We start from the raw sequence: 16,120 nt of genomic DNA, 5'->3' as shown, positions 1-16,120 counted from the left end.
ATCTCTATAATTACGGTAGAATATTTCAGCAGAGGGAGGAAAATTAATGAAATTGAGAAAAGCAGTTGCATGTATCTGTGCATTGTCGCTGGGCGTTTCGGCCCTGGCGGGCTGCCAGAAGGTAAGCGATTCCTCTTCGGCGGCACAGAGCCAGACATCCGCCGGGGAGCAGAATCAGGAGCTGAACATCGCGGTGTTCGAGGGCGGCTACGGCCGGGAGGTCTGGGACGACCTTGCAAAGCAGTTTGAGGCGAAAAACCCCGGAGTGAAAATCAACGTTACGGCAAACGCAAAGCTGGGGGACGTCATCCGTCCGCAGATTATGAACGGAAATCCTCCGGATTTCATTTTCCTTGCATCCACCAATGAATCGGGAATCCTGCAGTCGCTGATTCAGGATAAAAAGCTGGAGGACATCAGCGATGTTTTCACAGGCGACCTCAAGGATAAAATGATCGACGGAACGCTTTCCGCGCCGACCATTTCCCCTTACGGAGACGGCAAAGTCTACGCGGCGCCGCTTTCCTACAGCACGATGGGCCTTTTCTACAACAAGACCCTGTTCAAGGAAAACAACTGGGAAGTGCCCGAAACCTGGGACGAGTTCTTTGCTCTGGGCGACAAGGCAAAAGCAAAGGGGATTGCGCTCTTTACCTACGCTGCCGCGAACGATCCCTCCTACAATGAAATCGTGGTAAACCCGACCATTGCGGTCGCCGGCGGCGAGCAGGCTTTGCAGGACTGCCTGAACTATAAAAAGGGAGCCTGGAAATCGGACGCGGTGAAGAAAACCTTTGATCTCTATCAGAAAATCAAGGACGGCGGCTACCTGCTGAACGGAACGCTCGCCATGACCCACACCCAGTCGCAGCAGCAGTTCCTGCAGAATAAATGCCTCTTTATTCCGAACGGAAACTGGCTGGAGACGGAAATGAAGGACGCCCCGAAGGCGGACGCCTTTGAATACGGCTTCGCCGGGCTGCCGACCTTCAGCAAAACGGATAAGAAATTCATCTGGGCCAACTGTGAGGAGATGTATATCCCGAAGGACGCGAAGAACATTCCGCTCGCGAAGAAATTCCTTGCTTCCCTCTATGAGGACGCAAGCATCCAGACACTGGCAAGCAAAGCAGGAATCATTCCCCCGATCAAGGGTGCTGCAAATCTGGTAAAGGATTCCATCGACCAGTCCGTTTACGACACCTTTACGATTACGGACAAGGGCTATACGCCGGTTACCGGTTCTTACGCGCTGACCTCCCAGACAGAAGTGAATTTAAGAGATGACTTATATCAGGACCTGAACCAGATTATGGCGGGAACACTGACAACCGACAAATGGTCGGACAATCTGGAAAAAGATGCAGAGACACTCTCTTCATTGATTTTAAAGTAAGACATGAATTGGTGAGGCCGTCTACGACCTCACCAATTTTATCTCCTGATGCAAATTATGATGTGAGGGTGAAAGTGATCATGTTGACTGCCATAAAGGCAAAGGACGGGAACCTCCGCGCGCTGCGCAGCAGAAAAAAGCAGCGTGCCGGTTTTATTGCCGTCTGTACCGTACCGACCGTAATCCTGTTTACGGTGTTTATGTTATATCCTACCGCCAATGTTTTTTATATGTCCCTTTTCAGGATGAGCAGCCTTTCGCTCAACAAGGAATTTATCGGGCTGCAGAATTTTCAGATCCTTTTCCGCGACGAAAAGTTCTGGCAGGCGTTTCGCAACAACCTGTTTTTCATCGTGTTCGTAACGGCCGTGACCATGACAGTCTCCCTGTTCTTCGCGGCGCTGCTGGCGCAGACGGAGCTGATTGAAAAGCCGTTTTACCGTACGGTTTTCTTTTTCCCGAACGTGCTTTCGCTGGTCGTGATCGGGGTGCTTTTTGTGCAGATTTACGACCCCACCATGGGGATTCTGACCTCCACCCTGAAAACCATCCACTCGGAGGGCCTGATTCACGCGTGGCTGGGGGAAAAATCCACCGTGCGCTGGTGCATCTCGGCGGCAATGATCTGGCAGGCCGTCGGGTACTATATGGTGATGTATATGGCCGGGATGGACGGAATTCCAAAGGATCTGTACGAAGTGGCCAGTATGGAGGGAATGGGGAAGTTCCGGCAGTTCTTTTCCATCACGCTGCCGCTGATGTGGGAAATTATCCGCGTCACCATTGTGTTTTTTATCATTTCAACCATCAACATGAGCTTTGTGTTCGTCAAGGTCATGACGCCGACCGGCGGGCCATCGGGCCAGTCGGAGGTGCTGCTGACCTACATGTATAAACAGGCGTTCACGAATTCCAATTTCGGATATGCAATGGCTGTGGGCGTGTTTGTGTTCCTCTTCTCGTTTGTACTTGCACTCATCAGCAACCGCCTGACTTCAAAAGAAGTCATTGAGTATTAAAGGGAGAATACGGATGAAAAACGCTAAATTACAAAAATGGTCGGGCAAATTTTTTGTCAGGGTGGTTCTTCTGCTGTTTACCGCCGTCGTACTGCTCCCGATTATCTGGACATTTTACACCTCGTTCAAAACCAGCTCGGAGTTTCTGACGAATGCCTGGGCGCTCCCCGCCGGTTTTCACTGGGATAACTATAAGAACGCGCTGGAAAAGGGGAATATGCTCGCGTACTTCTGGAATTCGGCCTACATTACACTGATTGCTCTGGTGTTTGTCGTCTTTCTGGCGGTGCCGACCGCCTATGTGACCAGTCGGTTTACCTTCCGGGGCTCCAAAGGGCTGTCCGTCCTCTTTATGGCGGGCCTGTTTGTAAGCCAGAATTATATTGTGATCCCCATTTTCCTGTCGCTCAATAAAATTCAGAGCTTTCTCAATCAATACGTGATCTTTCAGCATCTGGAGATCACCAACAACCTGACGGTTCTGGCGCTGATTTACGCGGTTTGCGAGCTTCCGTTCACCATTTACCTGCTGACGGGATTTTTCCGCACCATTCCACACGATTATGAGGACGCCGCTCAGATCGACGGGTGCGGGTATTTCGGCACCCTGTTCCGCATCATCGTCCCTATGGCAAAGCCCGCCATGATTACCGTCGTCATGTTCAATTTCATGAGCTTCTGGAATGAGTATATCATGGCTACCACCATCCTGAAAGAGCAGAAATGGACGCTTCCGGTCGGGCTGGCGAACCTGATGGAGCAGCAGAAATTCGCGACGGACTGGGGCGCGATGTTCGCCGGAATGGCGCTGGTGATGATTCCGACAATGATTCTCTACAGCCTTGTGCAGAACAGGCTGACGGAGGGCATCAGTATGGGCGGCCTGAAGGGCTAGAAGGGAACGATGATGAACAACAGAGAAATTTACGGCCCTTCCGGGCAAAAATGGGCACAGTTCCGCCCGGACTGCGCGGGGATCGACCTTTTTTCACTGAACCTGCCCGCGCCGTGGGAATATATCTATCAGAATCACGACGTGCTGTTGAAGGTGGATCAGTTCGGGCCGGTGTACGCGCAGGCGAATCCGCCGGGCGGGATCCAGCTTTTCAGGAGGGAAAGCGGGCAGAAGTTTTCCAGCTGGGCCGTCTGGCTTCAGTCCGATGAGCTGGAAGACAGAAAGCCGTTCACTAACTTTTTCCGTCCGCTGATCGACGGGAGCGACCCGTCCAAAGAGCCGCAGGATTTAAAAATCACGTTTCTGCCGCACTGCGCGTCCTATGAGTACCGGTATCAGGACCTGCTGGTAAAGACGGAATTTTTCGTTCCCCTGCACGGAACCGAGATCGTCATGAAGCTGCGCGTGAAAAACCTGCGGCAAAAAGCGATGGGCATTTCCGTGTGTCCGGCCTTTGTCCCCTACGTCAATCCCGCCCAGCTCGCGCCGTGGGACAAATACGAGTGGTACCTGAAAAGCGGAGTCGGCAGGGAGGAAAAGGAGCTTTTCTGGTCGCAGCTTCTCAGCAGTACGTCCGACCCGGGCGAACGGCGGACAGCCGCGCTTTGGACGGACAGCGAAGGACTGTGCGGCACGGAAATCAGCTATGAAAAATTTGTGGGCTGCGGGGACCTTTCCTGCCCGCAGTCGGTGATGGACGGGAATTTCCGGATGAGGCCGGAACCGGCCGCTTCCTTCGGGGAATACCGCGAGGACAACGCCATCTGGGGGTACCCGCCGGTTTACGCGGCAAAGTACGGGTGTCATCTGGAACCCGGCGGCGAAAGGGTGTTCACACAGGTGCTCTGTATGCCGCAGAACACGGCGGACGGAGGGCTTCCCGCCGTTGATGACGTCAAAAAATCACTGGTCTATTTTGAGGCCCCGGCTTATGAGCGGAAAAAAGAAGAGGCGCGGTGCCATTTTTCGGCGCTGTGCCGTAAAAACACCGTACGGACCGGCCAAAAGGACTGGGATTATTTCATAAACAGCTGGCTGCCGCTGCAGATGGAGTGGGTCGCCTCGCTGGACCGGGGATGGCCGACGGCGATGCGCGGCACGCGCGACTGCGCGCAGGATTATACGGCGATGCTGTCAATCGATGACGCCGCAGGCCGCGTAAGGCTGCTGGAGATGCTCAGCTGCCAGCGGTCGGACGGATGGTTCCCCCGCCAGTTTTCAACGGAAGGACGGACGGGGCGGCACGACCTGCGCGGACATGTGGACGCCGGGGCGTTCGTGATCGAGTTTGTTTATGAATATTTGTCGTACAGCGGCGACAGCGGCGTGCTGGACGCGGTCCTGCCGTGGCTGGACTTCGATGGAAAAAACACCGTTCTGGAACATCTGATCCGTGCCATGGAATATTATATCGACCCTGAAAATCTGGGCGAACACGGTCTGTGCAAAATCGGGGAGGGCGACTGGCTGGATTCCGTGAACCGGGCGGGCGTGCTTGGCCGCGGGGAATCCGTGATGGTGAGCGAGCAGGCGGTGATGTGCCTGCAGTATATGGCCGGGATTCTGGAAAGCAGAAGCGGCCCTTCGGAAACGGCTGTTGTCTACAGGAAAAAAGCCGAAGAAATGAAAAAGAATCTTCTGGAGCACGCGTATAATCGGGACGGTTTTTTAAACGGCATCTTTACGGATGAAGGAAAATGGATTTTCTCCGATCAGGACCCCGACGGCGAAAAGAGGCCCTACGGCCCGGCCAACTGGCTCGCGCTGATTTCGGGAGTAGTTCCGGAAGAGAAGAGGGAGTCGGTTCTGCGGGTCATGGAGCTGCTGAAATGCGAGGCGGGGTACCGGCTCTATTGGCCGCCGATGGGAAAAATGCCCATCCGCTGTGTCGGGCGTGCCGCCAGCGGGGACGCCCCGGCGGGCTTCGCGGAAAACGGCAACGTGTACAACCACGGCGCGCAGGGTTTCTTAGCACGGGCGCTTGCAGCCGTCGGCAACGGGGACGCGCTGTTTGATGTGCTGCAATGGCTGCTGCCGTACGACCAGTCGCGCCATCCGTCCAATGTTGTCCTGTCCCCGCCGTACGCGATTGTGAACTGCTGGCAGGAGCTGCCCGTGTTCAGATTCCGCAGCCTGTTCAGCTTTCTGACGGGAAGCGTGGGCATGGCCCAGCGGGCTGTTTACGAGTGGATGTTCGGGATCCGGCCCACGCTGGACGGCCTTGTCATCGATCCCTGCATCCCCGGGTGGATGGACAGCGCCAGCGTGGAATTTACCTACCGGGGAAAAAGGGTCAAGATGGAAATCAGAAATCCGAACGCCCGCAGCTGCGCCCCGGAAAAGGTGGAGCTCAACGGCGTAAGCGTTTTCAAGACCCGAAAAGACCCCTTCCATTTCCGTATGGTTTTCGTTTTGGGAAGCGAACTTTTTCAGGACGGAGAAAATACCATTCGGGTTATTCTTTAGGCATACGGCATGCCCGTAAAACGGAGGATTGTCAATGATTAAATTTGGAACAGGCGGGTTCCGCGCGGTGATCGGCGAGGATTTTACAAGGGAGAATCTGGAGCTTCTTTCCCTTGCGCTGGTCAGAATCATTCGAAAAAACGGCAAAGAGAACGAGCCGGTCATCGTCGGCTACGACCGCAGATTCCTGTCCGATATTGCCGCAAAATGGATGGTGTGCGTGTTCGCGGCAGAGGGAATCAAAACGCATCTGATCGATTATGACGCGCCGACCCCGCTGATTATGTTTGAGGTCATGAAGGAAAAGGGTTCCTACGGGCTGATGATTACCGCGAGCCACAACCCGGCGGAGTACAACGGAGTAAAGGTTTTCACGTCCGGCGGACGGGATGCGGCGGAAGAGGTCACGGACGAAATCGAAGCGCAGATCGCCGGAATACAAAAGACGGAAATCAGAAGCATGGAATACGCGAAAGCGCTGGATTCCGGGTTTGTCACAATCATTAACCCGCAGAATGAATACATAGACAGTATTTTAGGCGTCATCGATATCGAATCTATCAAAAAAAGGCATTTGAATGTCCTGCTTGACCCGATGTTCGGGGTAAGCAAAACAACGTTACAGACGATTCTGCTGACCTGCCGCTGCAATGTCGAGGTGATTCACGACAGGCACGACACACTGTTCGGGGGAAGGCTGCCCGCTCCGAACAGCTCCACGCTGACGCACCTTTCCCAGCTGGTGGTGCAGGGGAAATACGACCTCGGCATCGCGACCGACGGCGACGCCGACCGCATCGGGCTGATCGACGCGAACGGCGCTTTCATTCACCCGAACGATATTCTGGTGCTCCTGTATTATTACCTTCACGAGTTCAAGGGCTGGAAAGGAGCCGCCGTCCGGAACGTGGCGACCACGCACTGTCTGGACGCGATGGCGGCCCGCTTCGGCGAAGCCTGCTGCGAGGTCCCGGTGGGCTTCAAATATATTTCTTCCAAAATGGAGGAAACGAATGCGCTCATCGGTGGAGAGTCCTCCGGCGGACTGACCGTCCGCGGCCATATCCGCGGAAAGGACGGCGTCTACGCGGGGGCGCTGCTGGTGGAAATGGTCAGTGTGATCGGCAAGCCGCTGTCGGAGGTGCTCAAGGATATCCACCGGACATACGGAAGCTGTTTCATGAACGAGTTCGACTGCCGTATGACCGCGCGGCGGAAAGAGGAGCTGAAGCATCTGCTCTTTGAGGAAAAGCGGGTGCCGGAGTTTGACAGGGAAGTCGAGCGGATCTCCTATCTGGACGGCTGCAAGGTCTATTTCAAAAACGGCGGCTGGGTTATCTGCCGCTTCTCCGGTACCGAACCGGTGCTCCGTATCTTCTGCGAAATGGCGTGTGAGGAAGATGCCGCGGAAGTCAGCATGACCTTTCGTAAATTTCTCAATCTATAACCGTAAAGTTCCCGTTTTTATTTTTTCTGTCCGCCCCATACCCCCGGCAACAGGTGTTCCTGCCGGCTGTATGGGGCGGACGTTTCCTTTTACCCGGATTTTTTAACCTGTTGCGGGCGGAAATGAGACCGGACGGCGTTTTTCTCTTTTCATCCTGCCGCAAACCCGCTATACTATCTGCAGAGGGGGTGGTCAGGTGAAGATACGCATTGAGGTAGTCAATGATCTGGATGAGGATGAGGTGCTGATCCGTTGCGGCCGCGTGGACGACACCATTCAGAAAATACACCGCTATGTTCTGGAACAGTCCTCCCGGAATACCAAGATCACCTTTTTCAAACAAAATCAGGAATTCTATTTTCCGCTGGATGAGGTCCTGTTCTTTGAGACGGAGGGGGAGCATATTTACGCCCACACCGCAAACGACGCTTACCGGATCAAATACCGGCTGTACGAGCTGGAGGAAATCCTTCCGAAAAACTTTGTGCGGGCGGCGAAATCCACCATTGTCAATATCCTGCAGGTGTACTCCGTCACGCGGAACCTTACCGCTTCCAGTCTGGTTCAATTTATTAACAGTCACAAACAGGTATACGTGTCGCGGTACTATTACAGCGAGCTGCGGCAGCGTTTAAACGAAAGGAGCACTTATGAAAAGTAGAAATTGGTTTTGGGGGATTTTCTTCCTGCTCTCGGCGGTATTTGTCATTGCCAGCCAGACAGGGTCTTTTGTACAGATTGGATTTGTCAGCGTTCTGGCGACGGTTCTGCTCGCGGCTCTGCTGATCAGCAGCGTGGTTCACCGTAATTACTTCGGTATTTTCGTACCTTTGGCATTTCTTTATGTCATCTACCAGCAGCCGCTTCATCTCGCCCGGATTTCCCTCTGGCTTTTGATTCTGGCCGCGGTTTTTGCCAGTATGGGCTTCAGCTTTCTCTTTCACAGGCACCCGAAAAACCACATGTACTGGCACCACGGGTCGGGGTCCATTCAGCCGACGACGGAAAATATCGACGACAACAACCCCTACGCAAAGGTGCATTTCGGTTCTTCCAGCAAGTATCTGCACGGCGAGTGCCTGAAGGGCGGACAGTTCGATGTTTCCTTCGGCGCTTTGGAGCTGTTCTTCGATCAGTCCCAGCTCAGCCCGGACGGCGCGGAGATTTTTCTTGACTGCAGCTTCGGCGCCATTCAGATCTATGTGCCCCGCAGCTGGAAAGTCATCGATAAACTGAACACGAGCCTCGGCGGCGTGGACAACGATATCCGGCTGGCGCACCCCGAGGAAAACGCCCCGCAGCTTACCCTGACGGGCAACGTACAGTTCGGCGGCATAGAAATCCATTATATCTGATCCGGTTTACCAAAGCCGCGGCTTTCTGCCGGGGCCCCGCCGACAGTCTGCGGGGTTCGGCGGAAGGCCGCAGGTTTTCTCATGTTTTGAAAGAAGATGTTGCTATGTATTTTTACGGAGATACTTATTTTCCCGGCGCGGTTCTGAAAAACACTTTTCAGGGTTTGCTGATCGCGGTATTGCTGATGGAAACGACGATCCTGCTGCTGACCGCCCGGAACAATCAAAAGGGTGGAAAAAAGAGCGGCGAGGACAGAGGGTCCATGCTGCTGATTATCGTTGGGTTCTGGCTGTCCGTTCTTCTGAATCCGCTCTATATCCGCCTTCTTCCGGTCGTGCTGCCCGTGCCTGTTTTCTGGCTGGGGTTCGCGGCTGCCGTTTCCGGTATGATTCTTCGGCTGTATTCCGTCTGGACCCTGAGAAAGTTTTTTTCCATGGCAGTGCGGGTCGGTTCGGAACAGAAGATCGTACAGGATGGGCCGTACCGGCTTATCCGCCATCCGGCGTATACCGGAAGCATCCTGACGCTGTTGGGAATCTCGCTGGCCTTCCGGTCCGCCCTTGGGGTCCCGGCCACCCTGCTGATTGCCGCCGCCGTGTACGGCTACCGTATCCGCACGGAGGAAAAAGCGCTGGAAAAAAGCTTCGGCGCGGTTTACAGGGACTATGAACAGCATACCTGGAGGCTGGTTCCCCACGTCTGGTGACAATCAAAATTTTTTATCGCATAGAAGCCGTCCGGCTGTCAATAATAGACCGGAAGGTGATAAAATGTACCCGGAACGCGTCTATTATGAGCCGGATGCTCTTTCCTATGAACTGGGGGAGCAGCTGCGGCAGAAATTCAATGAAGTACCGTGGATACCGATCCACAGCCATAACAATATCGAGGAGCTTCGCGGCAATTCCAACCGGGAATTCGGCCATATGAAGCGGTACCTGATCGTCGGCGTCCGCAAGACGCACAAATATGTGGAAAATCATAAAATCTCCGATTTTCTGGTGCCCTATACCTCCTCCGGCTGCAGCGCGGCGTGCCTTTACTGCTATCTGGTCTGCAACTACAACAAATGCTCGTATTTGAGGCTGTTCGTCAACCGGGAGCAGATGCTCGGCAAGCTGATAAAAACGGCTGCCGCCGCGGACCGCGACCTGACCTTTGAAATCGGCAGCAACAGCGATCTGGTGCTGGAAAACACCATTACGGGAAATCTTGTCTGGACGATTGAGCAGTTTGCAAAAAGCGAAAAGGGCTTTCTGACGTTCCCGACCAAGTTCGACATGGTGGATCCTCTGCTGAATCTGGAACACCGTGGCAGGGCCATTTTCCGTATGAGCGTCAATCCTCAGGAAATCATCAGCAGGGTGGAATTCGGGACCTCTCCGTTAAAAAACAGGATACAGGCCCTGAATAAGATGTGCGAAGCCGGGTACCGGGTGGGGCTTTTGATTGCCCCGGTCGTTCTTCTGGGCGACTGGCAGAAGCTTTACGCGCAGCTTATTCATCAGCTTGCCGACGAGCTGTCCCCAAAAGCAAAGGAAAATCTGACCATTGAGATCATCTTTATGACCTACAGCTATGTTCACCGGGCGATCAACAACGAAGCGTTTCCCAACGCGGCGGAGCTTTACGACGCTTCGCTGATGACGGTGAGAGGACGCGGAAAGTACTGCTACCGCAACGAGCTGCGCGCGCAGGGGGAAGAACTGCTCCGGCGGGAGATCGCGGAAAAGCTCGGCGGCTGTTCCATCCTTTATGTCGTGTGATAAAATCCTGAATCCTTACCGCTTTTTCCGGCATATGATGGGGCGGAGGGATGAAAATGTACGAACCGAATTTCAGCGCGGAACTGACCGCTCAGAAGGTCGAGCGGGAATTCCAGTATGAGAATACCGTGATAATCACAATGACCGCCGAATTTCCGGAGATAAGGCTCAGGGGAAACCGGGCGGCCGAAAGCAGGATCAACGGCATGATCCGGATGCAGACGGAAAATTTTTACCGCTATGTTGCAGGAACCCTGTACCGTCAGGCCGTTCAGGAATACCGCGATTCCCAGACAAACGGATTCCCGTTCCGGCCGTATGACGCCATTTTAAAATATGAAACGGCTTATAACGAAAACTGTTTTTTGAGTCTTTATCGCGACCAGTACGAATATACGGGCGGGGCGCACGGCAACACCGTCCGGCGTTCCGACACGTGGAGCCTGCAAAACGGCAGGCGTTATCCGCTCGCGCGGTTCTTCGGGCCGCACAGCAATTACCGGTACCGGCTTCTGCAGAATATTTTAAAGCAGGCCGACCGGAATATGGCGGAAAATCCGGGCGTCTATTTTGATGATTACCGCAAACTGATTGCCCAGTATTTCAATGAGGAGCAGTATTACCTGACTCCGCAGGGCGTCGCGATCTATTATCAGCAGTATGAAATCGCGCCCTATTCCACCGGAATCGTCGTCTTTACCGTTCCGTATGACGTTTTGGGCTGGAAACCGTCCTGTATGCTCCGCTGAAAATTGATAAAAAATACACGAAAAAGCTGCTTTTTGCGGCTTTTTTTATTTTGACGCGCCTGTGTCAATGCCTGATTTGGAGAGAGAGCCTGGCTCCCCCGACGGGGGCCGGCAGGTGAAGCCTGACCGGGGGAGTTCACTGCCAGGATGTTAAAAAATAATACAAACAGGTTTTGTTATTGTAAAGACTTAAAAGGGAGGATGCACTACAATGGAAACGAAATAAGGGGGGCGATCCCCGGAAGCGGAGGAGAAAAATTTGAAAAGAATACTTGCTGCAATTTTAACCGTATGCATCGCGGGCCTTGCGTTAGGCGGGTGCGCGGGTACACCTGCTGAAAAGACCGCGTCGGCGGGCACACAGTCGGGCGCGGAAGTCGTTTCCAAGGCGGAGGGCAACAAAAAGCTGACGGTCGGCTTCGCGCAGATCGGGCAGGAATCCGGCTGGCGCGACGCGGAAACGGCGTCCATTCAGTTCTATGCCGGACAGCATGTGGACACCATCGATTTCAAGTTTGCGGACGCACAGCAGAAACAGGAAAATCAGATTAAGGCGATAAAATCCTTTATTGAGATGGGCGTTGACGTCATCGGCCTTGCCCCGGTTGTGGAAACAGGCTGGGACGCCGTGTTTACAGAGGCGAAGGACGCGGGAATCCCGATCGTTCTGCTCGACCGCAGGGCAAAGGTTTCCGATGACCTGTACGCCACGTTTATCGGCTCCGATTTCATCACGGAAGGGCAGAACGCTGCCGACGAGCTGGCAAAGCTGCTGAACAACAAGGGAAATATTGTTGAACTGGAAGGAACCGTGGGTGCTTCCGCGGCGAATGACAGAAAGAAGGGCTTTGACGACCAGCTGGCCGCGAAATATCCGGACATGAAGATTCTCGCCTCCCAGACGGGCGATTTCACAAGGGCCAAGGGCAAGGAAGTCATGGAATCCTTCCTGAAAACCTACGGCAATCAGATCAATGCGGTTTACGCGCATAACGACGACATGATGCTCGGCGCGATCGAGGCCATGAAAGAAGCGGGAATGAAGCCCGGCAAGGACATCAAGACCGTTTCCTGCGACGGCGTCAAGGGTATTTTCCAGGCTATGGTCGACGGAGAAGCGAATGTCACCGTAGAGTGCAACCCGCTGCTCGGACCGCAGTTCTTTGAGACCTGCCAGAAGCTGAAGGACGGCGAAACGGTTGAAAAGTGGATCAAATCCGACGAAAGCGTTTTCCGCGCCGATACCGCCGCCAAAGACCTTCCCACCCGCGTTTATTAACCTTTTTCATACAATTCTCCGACTCTCTTTAAAATCCGCTCCGTCTTTGTTCGGCGGAGCGGATTTTGCTTCATGGCACACGGGAAAACAATATCACAAAGGAGGAGTCCGCTCATGAGCAGCGAAAATATGCTGATTCGGATGGAACATATTTCCAAAAGCTTTCCGGGGGTGGCGGCGCTGGACGATGTTCCCCTCGAGCTGAAAAGCGGAGAAATCCATGCCCTTCTGGGAGAAAACGGCGCGGGAAAGTCGACTCTGATCAAGGTCCTGACGGGTGTGGAGGAACGGGACGGCGGGTCCGTTTTGCTGGAAGGCGTCCCCATTTTTCCCCAGAGTCCGCAGGACGCGCAGAAGCTGGGGATCAGCACGGTCTATCAGGAAGTCAACCTCTGCCCTAACCTCTCGGTGGCGGAAAATATATACATAGGAAGGGAACCGAAAAAAAGAGGAAGCATCGACTGGAAAAGAATCAATCGGGACTCGCGCGATCTGCTGAAACGGTTCAATCTTACGATCGACGTGACGAAGAATCTGGATTTTTACTCGGTCGCGGTGCAGCAGATGGTGGCCATTGCGCGCGCGGTCGACATTTCCGCGAAGGTGCTCATCCTCGACGAGCCGACTTCCAGCCTGAGCAGCGTGGAAGTGGAAAAGCTTTTTGAAGTGATGAACATGCTGAAGGCACAGGGAATGGGAATCCTTTTCGTCACGCATTTTCTGGATCAGGTGTACGCGGTTTCGGATACCATTACCGTGCTGCGCAACGGGCGTTACGTCGGCACCTACGCGGCCGCCGAGCTGCCCAAAACGCAGCTTGTCGGCAAAATGCTGGGCAAAGAGTACGCCGAGCTGGACCTTTCCTCCGAAAAGGAGGAGCTGACCGGCGGGGAGCGCGACGGCCTGCTGGAGATGAAGCGGGCCTGCGGGCCGGGGACCATCAGCGACGTCGACCTGAAAATCTACAGGGGAGAAGTGCTCGGCATTTCCGGGCTGCTCGGTTCGGGACGCTCGGAGATCGTTCGCCTGATTTTTGGGATCGATCATCTGGAGCAGGGGGAGATCAGCCTGGACGGTCGGAAGCTGGTGGGGAAAGGGCCCCTTCCGGCGATTCGCTGCGGCGTTGCGTTCTGCCCCGAAAACCGGAAAACAGAGGGCATTATCGGGGACCTGAGCATCCGGGAAAACATCATTCTCGCCCTGCAGGCGAAGAAGGGCATGCTCAAGTCGATTTCCCGCGCACAGGCCGAGCGCATTGCCGACAAATATATCAGAATGCTGGAAATCAAGACCCCGTCCCAGGAACAGCGGGCGAAAAACCTGAGCGGCGGCAACCAGCAGAAGGTCATTCTGGCAAGATGGCTTGCCACAGACCCCCAGCTGCTGATGCTTGATGAACCCACCCGGGGCATCGACGTGGGAACCAAGGCGGAAATTCAGAAAATGATCGTCGGGCTGGCCGAGCAGGGGATGACGGTGGTCTTTATTTCATCCGAAATCGACGAAATGCTCCGCTGCTGCAGCCGCATGATCGTTCTGCGCGACAAAAGGAAGGTCGGCGAGCTCAGCGGGAAGGACATTGCCGAAAGCGCGGTCATGAGCTTAATTGCGGGAGGGGTCAAAAGTGGAGAAGATCAGGAAGCTGTCTAAATACCAGGGGTTCTGGCCGGTCGTTGTGCTGTTCGCTATTCTGCTGATCAACGGGGTTATTTCGGGCGGGGCGTTTTTCGAGATCAAAATCGTGGATGCGCACCTGTACGGAAGGCTGATCGATATTCTGCGCAACGGCAGCAAGCTGATGCTTCTGGCGACCGGCATGACGTTCGTCCTTGCGACGGGCGGGACGGATATTTCCGTCGGCTCCGTCATGGCGATCAGCGGCGCCATCGCGTGCAGCATCGTGGACGGCAGAATTCTGCCGGGCGCGGGGCAGAATGTCCAGGTCGCTATTTTGCTGGCGCTTCTGGGCGGCATGCTCTGCGGCGCGTGGAACGGCTTTCTGGTGTCCAAAATCAAAATCCAGCCCATCGTCGCGACAATGATCCTGATGGTGGCGGGCAGAGGCATTGCCCAGCTGATTACCGACGGGAAAATCGTCACCGTCAATTCGGACGCGTATTACTTCATCAACGGCGGCTATATTCTGGGCCTTCCGTTCCCGCTTTTCATCGTGCTTTTCGTGGTGGCGCTGGCGCTGCTTTTCACCAAAAGGACGGCGTTCGGGCTTTTTCTGGAATCCACGGGGTGCAACCCGGTCGCCAGCCACTTTGCGGGCATTAACGTCAACAGCGTGAAATGGATGGTCTACACCTTTTGCGGCATCACGGCGGCGGTCGCCGGGCTGATCGAAAGCGCGGGCATCAAGGGCGCCGACTGCAACAACGCCGGTCTCTTTATGGAGCTGGACGCCATCCTCGCGGTGGCGATCGGCGGGACCTCGCTCAGCGGCGGGCGGTTCTCCGTTCCGGCCAGCCTTGCCGGCGCGCTGATTATCCAGAGCATCACGACCTCCGTCTACGCCATGGGGGTGGCGCCGGAAATCACCGCGGTGGTGAAAGCAGTCATCGTTATCTGCATCTGCCTTTTCCAATCGGCGGAATTCAAGGACAAAATGAGAAAGAGATTCTCCGGTCATAAACAGGAAAGGACGGTGAAACCGGCATGAGCGAATCGGTAAAAACAACGAAAAGGTTCCGTATACGGAATATGTCTCTGCTGGTCACTGCCCTGCTGTTTATCGGCCTTTTTACGGCGGGTTCGGTTGCCTACGACAGATTTCTTTCGCTGTCCACGTTCTGCAATCTGCTGAACGACGGCTCCTATATGATGATCGCCTCCATCGGCATCACGTTTGTCCTGCTGACGGGCGGCATCGACATTTCTATTTCGTCTACCATTGCGTTTACCTGCGTGTTCTCGGCGTTCCTGCTCAGAAGCGGGGTGCCGGCGGGCGTGGTGATTCCGCTGGTGCTGCTGATCGGCCTTCTGTTCGGCGCGCTGATGGGCTTTATGATCCACTCCTATCAGCTCCAGCCGTTCATCGTCACGCTGGCGGGGCAGTTTTTCATGCGCGGTTTGTGCGCCGTCATCAGCACGGAGTCCATTCCGATTACGGACGATTTCTATAAAAAAATGGCGCTGAACAAAATTGCCTTCGCGGGCGCGAAAATCTATTATTACGTCTTTATTGCGGCCGCGGTCCTGATCGGGGCGATGTTCGTGCTGAAATTCACCCGGTTCGGCAGGACCGTTTACGCGGTGGGCGGCAACGAGCTGTCCGCTTCGCTGATGGGCCTGCCCGTGAGGAGAACCAAGGTGGCGGTTTACGCGATCAGCAGCTTCTGTGCGGCGCTGGCGGGCGTGGTGTTCAGCTTTTATACGTTGGCGGGCTACTCCCTTCAAAACGTGGGGCTTGAGATGGACGCGATTTCCTCCGCAGTCATCGGCGGCACACTGCTGACCGGCGGCGTCGGCACCGTGATCGGCACCACCGTGGGCGTAATGATTCAGGGCGTCATTCAGACCATTGTGACGTACCAGAACCTGAACACCTGGTGGACGAAGGTGTTCAGCGCGGCGCTGCTCTGCCTGTTCATCGTCATTCAGCGCATTCTGGCGGGCAGGTCGGAAAAAATCAAGGATGGGAAGTTGGAAAAAGCTGCATAAATATGGCAAAATAATTTGATA

The 16,120-nt window shown here is 54.7% G+C and carries 14 protein-coding genes; all 14 read left to right on the top strand.

Annotated features, from left to right (window positions below; all coding sequences use genetic code 11):
- Nucleotides 1–46: 46 nt before the first annotated feature.
- The 14 genes from LY85_RS09610 (at nt 47) to yjfF (ending at nt 16,099) form a co-directional block, all read left to right on the top strand.
- Entirely contained in the window at nt 47–1,396 is a 1,350-nt protein-coding gene (locus LY85_RS09610; protein WP_141826448.1) for a carbohydrate ABC transporter substrate-binding protein, read from the top strand.
- A gap of 80 nt (nt 1,397–1,476) precedes the next feature.
- The gene (locus tag LY85_RS09605) at nt 1,477–2,415 is read left to right on the top strand and encodes a sugar ABC transporter permease (RefSeq protein ID WP_141826447.1); all 939 of its coding nucleotides are present in this window, start codon (nt 1,477–1,479) and stop codon (nt 2,413–2,415) included.
- 13 nt (nt 2,416–2,428) lie between these two features.
- Nucleotides 2,429–3,310 carry a carbohydrate ABC transporter permease gene (locus tag LY85_RS09600; protein ID WP_141826446.1) on the top strand — a complete coding sequence of 294 codons (882 nt, stop codon included), beginning with the start codon at nt 2,429–2,431 and terminating at the stop codon, nt 3,308–3,310.
- A 9-nt stretch (nt 3,311–3,319) separates the two neighbouring features.
- Entirely contained in the window at nt 3,320–5,836 is a 2,517-nt protein-coding gene (locus LY85_RS09595; protein ID WP_141826445.1) for a hypothetical protein, read from the top strand.
- Between the two features lie 34 nt (nt 5,837–5,870).
- Complete coding sequence (locus LY85_RS09590; protein WP_141826444.1) at nt 5,871–7,283, top strand: phosphoglucomutase/phosphomannomutase family protein; 1,413 nt, start codon at nt 5,871–5,873, stop codon at nt 7,281–7,283.
- A 196-nt stretch (nt 7,284–7,479) separates the two neighbouring features.
- A complete protein-coding gene (locus LY85_RS09585; RefSeq protein ID WP_038326481.1) occupies nt 7,480–7,944 on the top strand; it encodes a LytTR family DNA-binding domain-containing protein in 465 nt (154 codons plus the stop codon).
- On the top strand, nt 7,934–8,638 hold the full coding sequence (locus tag LY85_RS09580) for a hypothetical protein (protein WP_038326014.1): 705 nt from the start codon (nt 7,934–7,936) through the stop codon (nt 8,636–8,638). Before LY85_RS09585 ends, LY85_RS09580 begins: the two co-directional genes overlap by 11 nt.
- 104 nt (nt 8,639–8,742) lie before the next feature.
- Complete coding sequence (locus LY85_RS09575) at nt 8,743–9,345, top strand: isoprenylcysteine carboxylmethyltransferase family protein (RefSeq protein WP_141826443.1); 603 nt, start codon at nt 8,743–8,745, stop codon at nt 9,343–9,345.
- Nucleotides 9,346–9,409: 64 nt separating this feature from the next.
- Nucleotides 9,410–10,405: a spore photoproduct lyase family protein gene (locus LY85_RS09570; protein WP_141826442.1), complete on the top strand. Its 996-nt coding sequence runs from the start codon at nt 9,410–9,412 to the stop codon at nt 10,403–10,405.
- Nucleotides 10,406–10,461: 56 nt separating this feature from the next.
- A complete protein-coding gene (locus LY85_RS09565; RefSeq protein ID WP_185741178.1) occupies nt 10,462–11,154 on the top strand; it encodes a DUF3298 and DUF4163 domain-containing protein in 693 nt (230 codons plus the stop codon).
- A 259-nt stretch (nt 11,155–11,413) separates the two neighbouring features.
- The gene (locus tag LY85_RS09560; RefSeq protein WP_141826440.1) at nt 11,414–12,433 is read left to right on the top strand and encodes an ABC transporter substrate-binding protein; all 1,020 of its coding nucleotides are present in this window, start codon (nt 11,414–11,416) and stop codon (nt 12,431–12,433) included.
- A 114-nt stretch (nt 12,434–12,547) separates the two neighbouring features.
- Nucleotides 12,548–14,083, top strand: a complete 1,536-nt coding sequence (locus LY85_RS09555; protein ID WP_141826439.1) for a sugar ABC transporter ATP-binding protein — start codon at nt 12,548–12,550, stop codon at nt 14,081–14,083.
- Complete coding sequence (locus LY85_RS09550) at nt 14,058–15,098, top strand: ABC transporter permease (protein ID WP_185741177.1); 1,041 nt, start codon at nt 14,058–14,060, stop codon at nt 15,096–15,098. The genes LY85_RS09555 and LY85_RS09550 overlap by 26 nt, the downstream gene beginning before the upstream one ends.
- The gene (yjfF, locus tag LY85_RS09545) at nt 15,095–16,099 is read left to right on the top strand and encodes a galactofuranose ABC transporter, permease protein YjfF (protein WP_141826438.1); all 1,005 of its coding nucleotides are present in this window, start codon (nt 15,095–15,097) and stop codon (nt 16,097–16,099) included. Before LY85_RS09550 ends, yjfF begins: the two co-directional genes overlap by 4 nt.
- The last annotated feature ends 21 nt before the right edge of the window (nt 16,100–16,120 follow it).

Source organism: Clostridium sp. KNHs216, from assembly GCF_006714885.1.
Classification (GTDB): domain Bacteria; phylum Bacillota; class Clostridia; order Oscillospirales; family Acutalibacteraceae; genus Caproiciproducens.
The sequence above is the reverse complement of the archived record's forward strand: the minus strand, read 5'-3'. Positions and strand labels throughout refer to the sequence as shown.

What these genes read in the sequence shown, in the direction of transcription:
- LY85_RS09610 (WP_141826448.1), top strand. Translation starts at nt 47, where the DNA reads ATGAAATTGAGAAAAGCAGTTGCATGTATCTGTGCATTGTCGCTGGGC.
- LY85_RS09605 (WP_141826447.1), top strand. Translation starts at nt 1,477, where the DNA reads ATGTTGACTGCCATAAAGGCAAAGGACGGGAACCTCCGCGCGCTGCGC.
- LY85_RS09600 (WP_141826446.1), top strand. Translation starts at nt 2,429, where the DNA reads ATGAAAAACGCTAAATTACAAAAATGGTCGGGCAAATTTTTTGTCAGG.
- LY85_RS09595 (WP_141826445.1), top strand. Translation starts at nt 3,320, where the DNA reads ATGATGAACAACAGAGAAATTTACGGCCCTTCCGGGCAAAAATGGGCA.
- LY85_RS09590 (WP_141826444.1), top strand. Translation starts at nt 5,871, where the DNA reads ATGATTAAATTTGGAACAGGCGGGTTCCGCGCGGTGATCGGCGAGGAT.
- LY85_RS09580 (WP_038326014.1), top strand. Translation starts at nt 7,934, where the DNA reads ATGAAAAGTAGAAATTGGTTTTGGGGGATTTTCTTCCTGCTCTCGGCG.
- LY85_RS09575 (WP_141826443.1), top strand. Translation starts at nt 8,743, where the DNA reads ATGTATTTTTACGGAGATACTTATTTTCCCGGCGCGGTTCTGAAAAAC.
- LY85_RS09570 (WP_141826442.1), top strand. Translation starts at nt 9,410, where the DNA reads ATGTACCCGGAACGCGTCTATTATGAGCCGGATGCTCTTTCCTATGAA.
- LY85_RS09565 (WP_185741178.1), top strand. Translation starts at nt 10,462, where the DNA reads ATGTACGAACCGAATTTCAGCGCGGAACTGACCGCTCAGAAGGTCGAG.
- LY85_RS09555 (WP_141826439.1), top strand. Translation starts at nt 12,548, where the DNA reads ATGAGCAGCGAAAATATGCTGATTCGGATGGAACATATTTCCAAAAGC.
- yjfF (WP_141826438.1), top strand. Translation starts at nt 15,095, where the DNA reads ATGAGCGAATCGGTAAAAACAACGAAAAGGTTCCGTATACGGAATATG.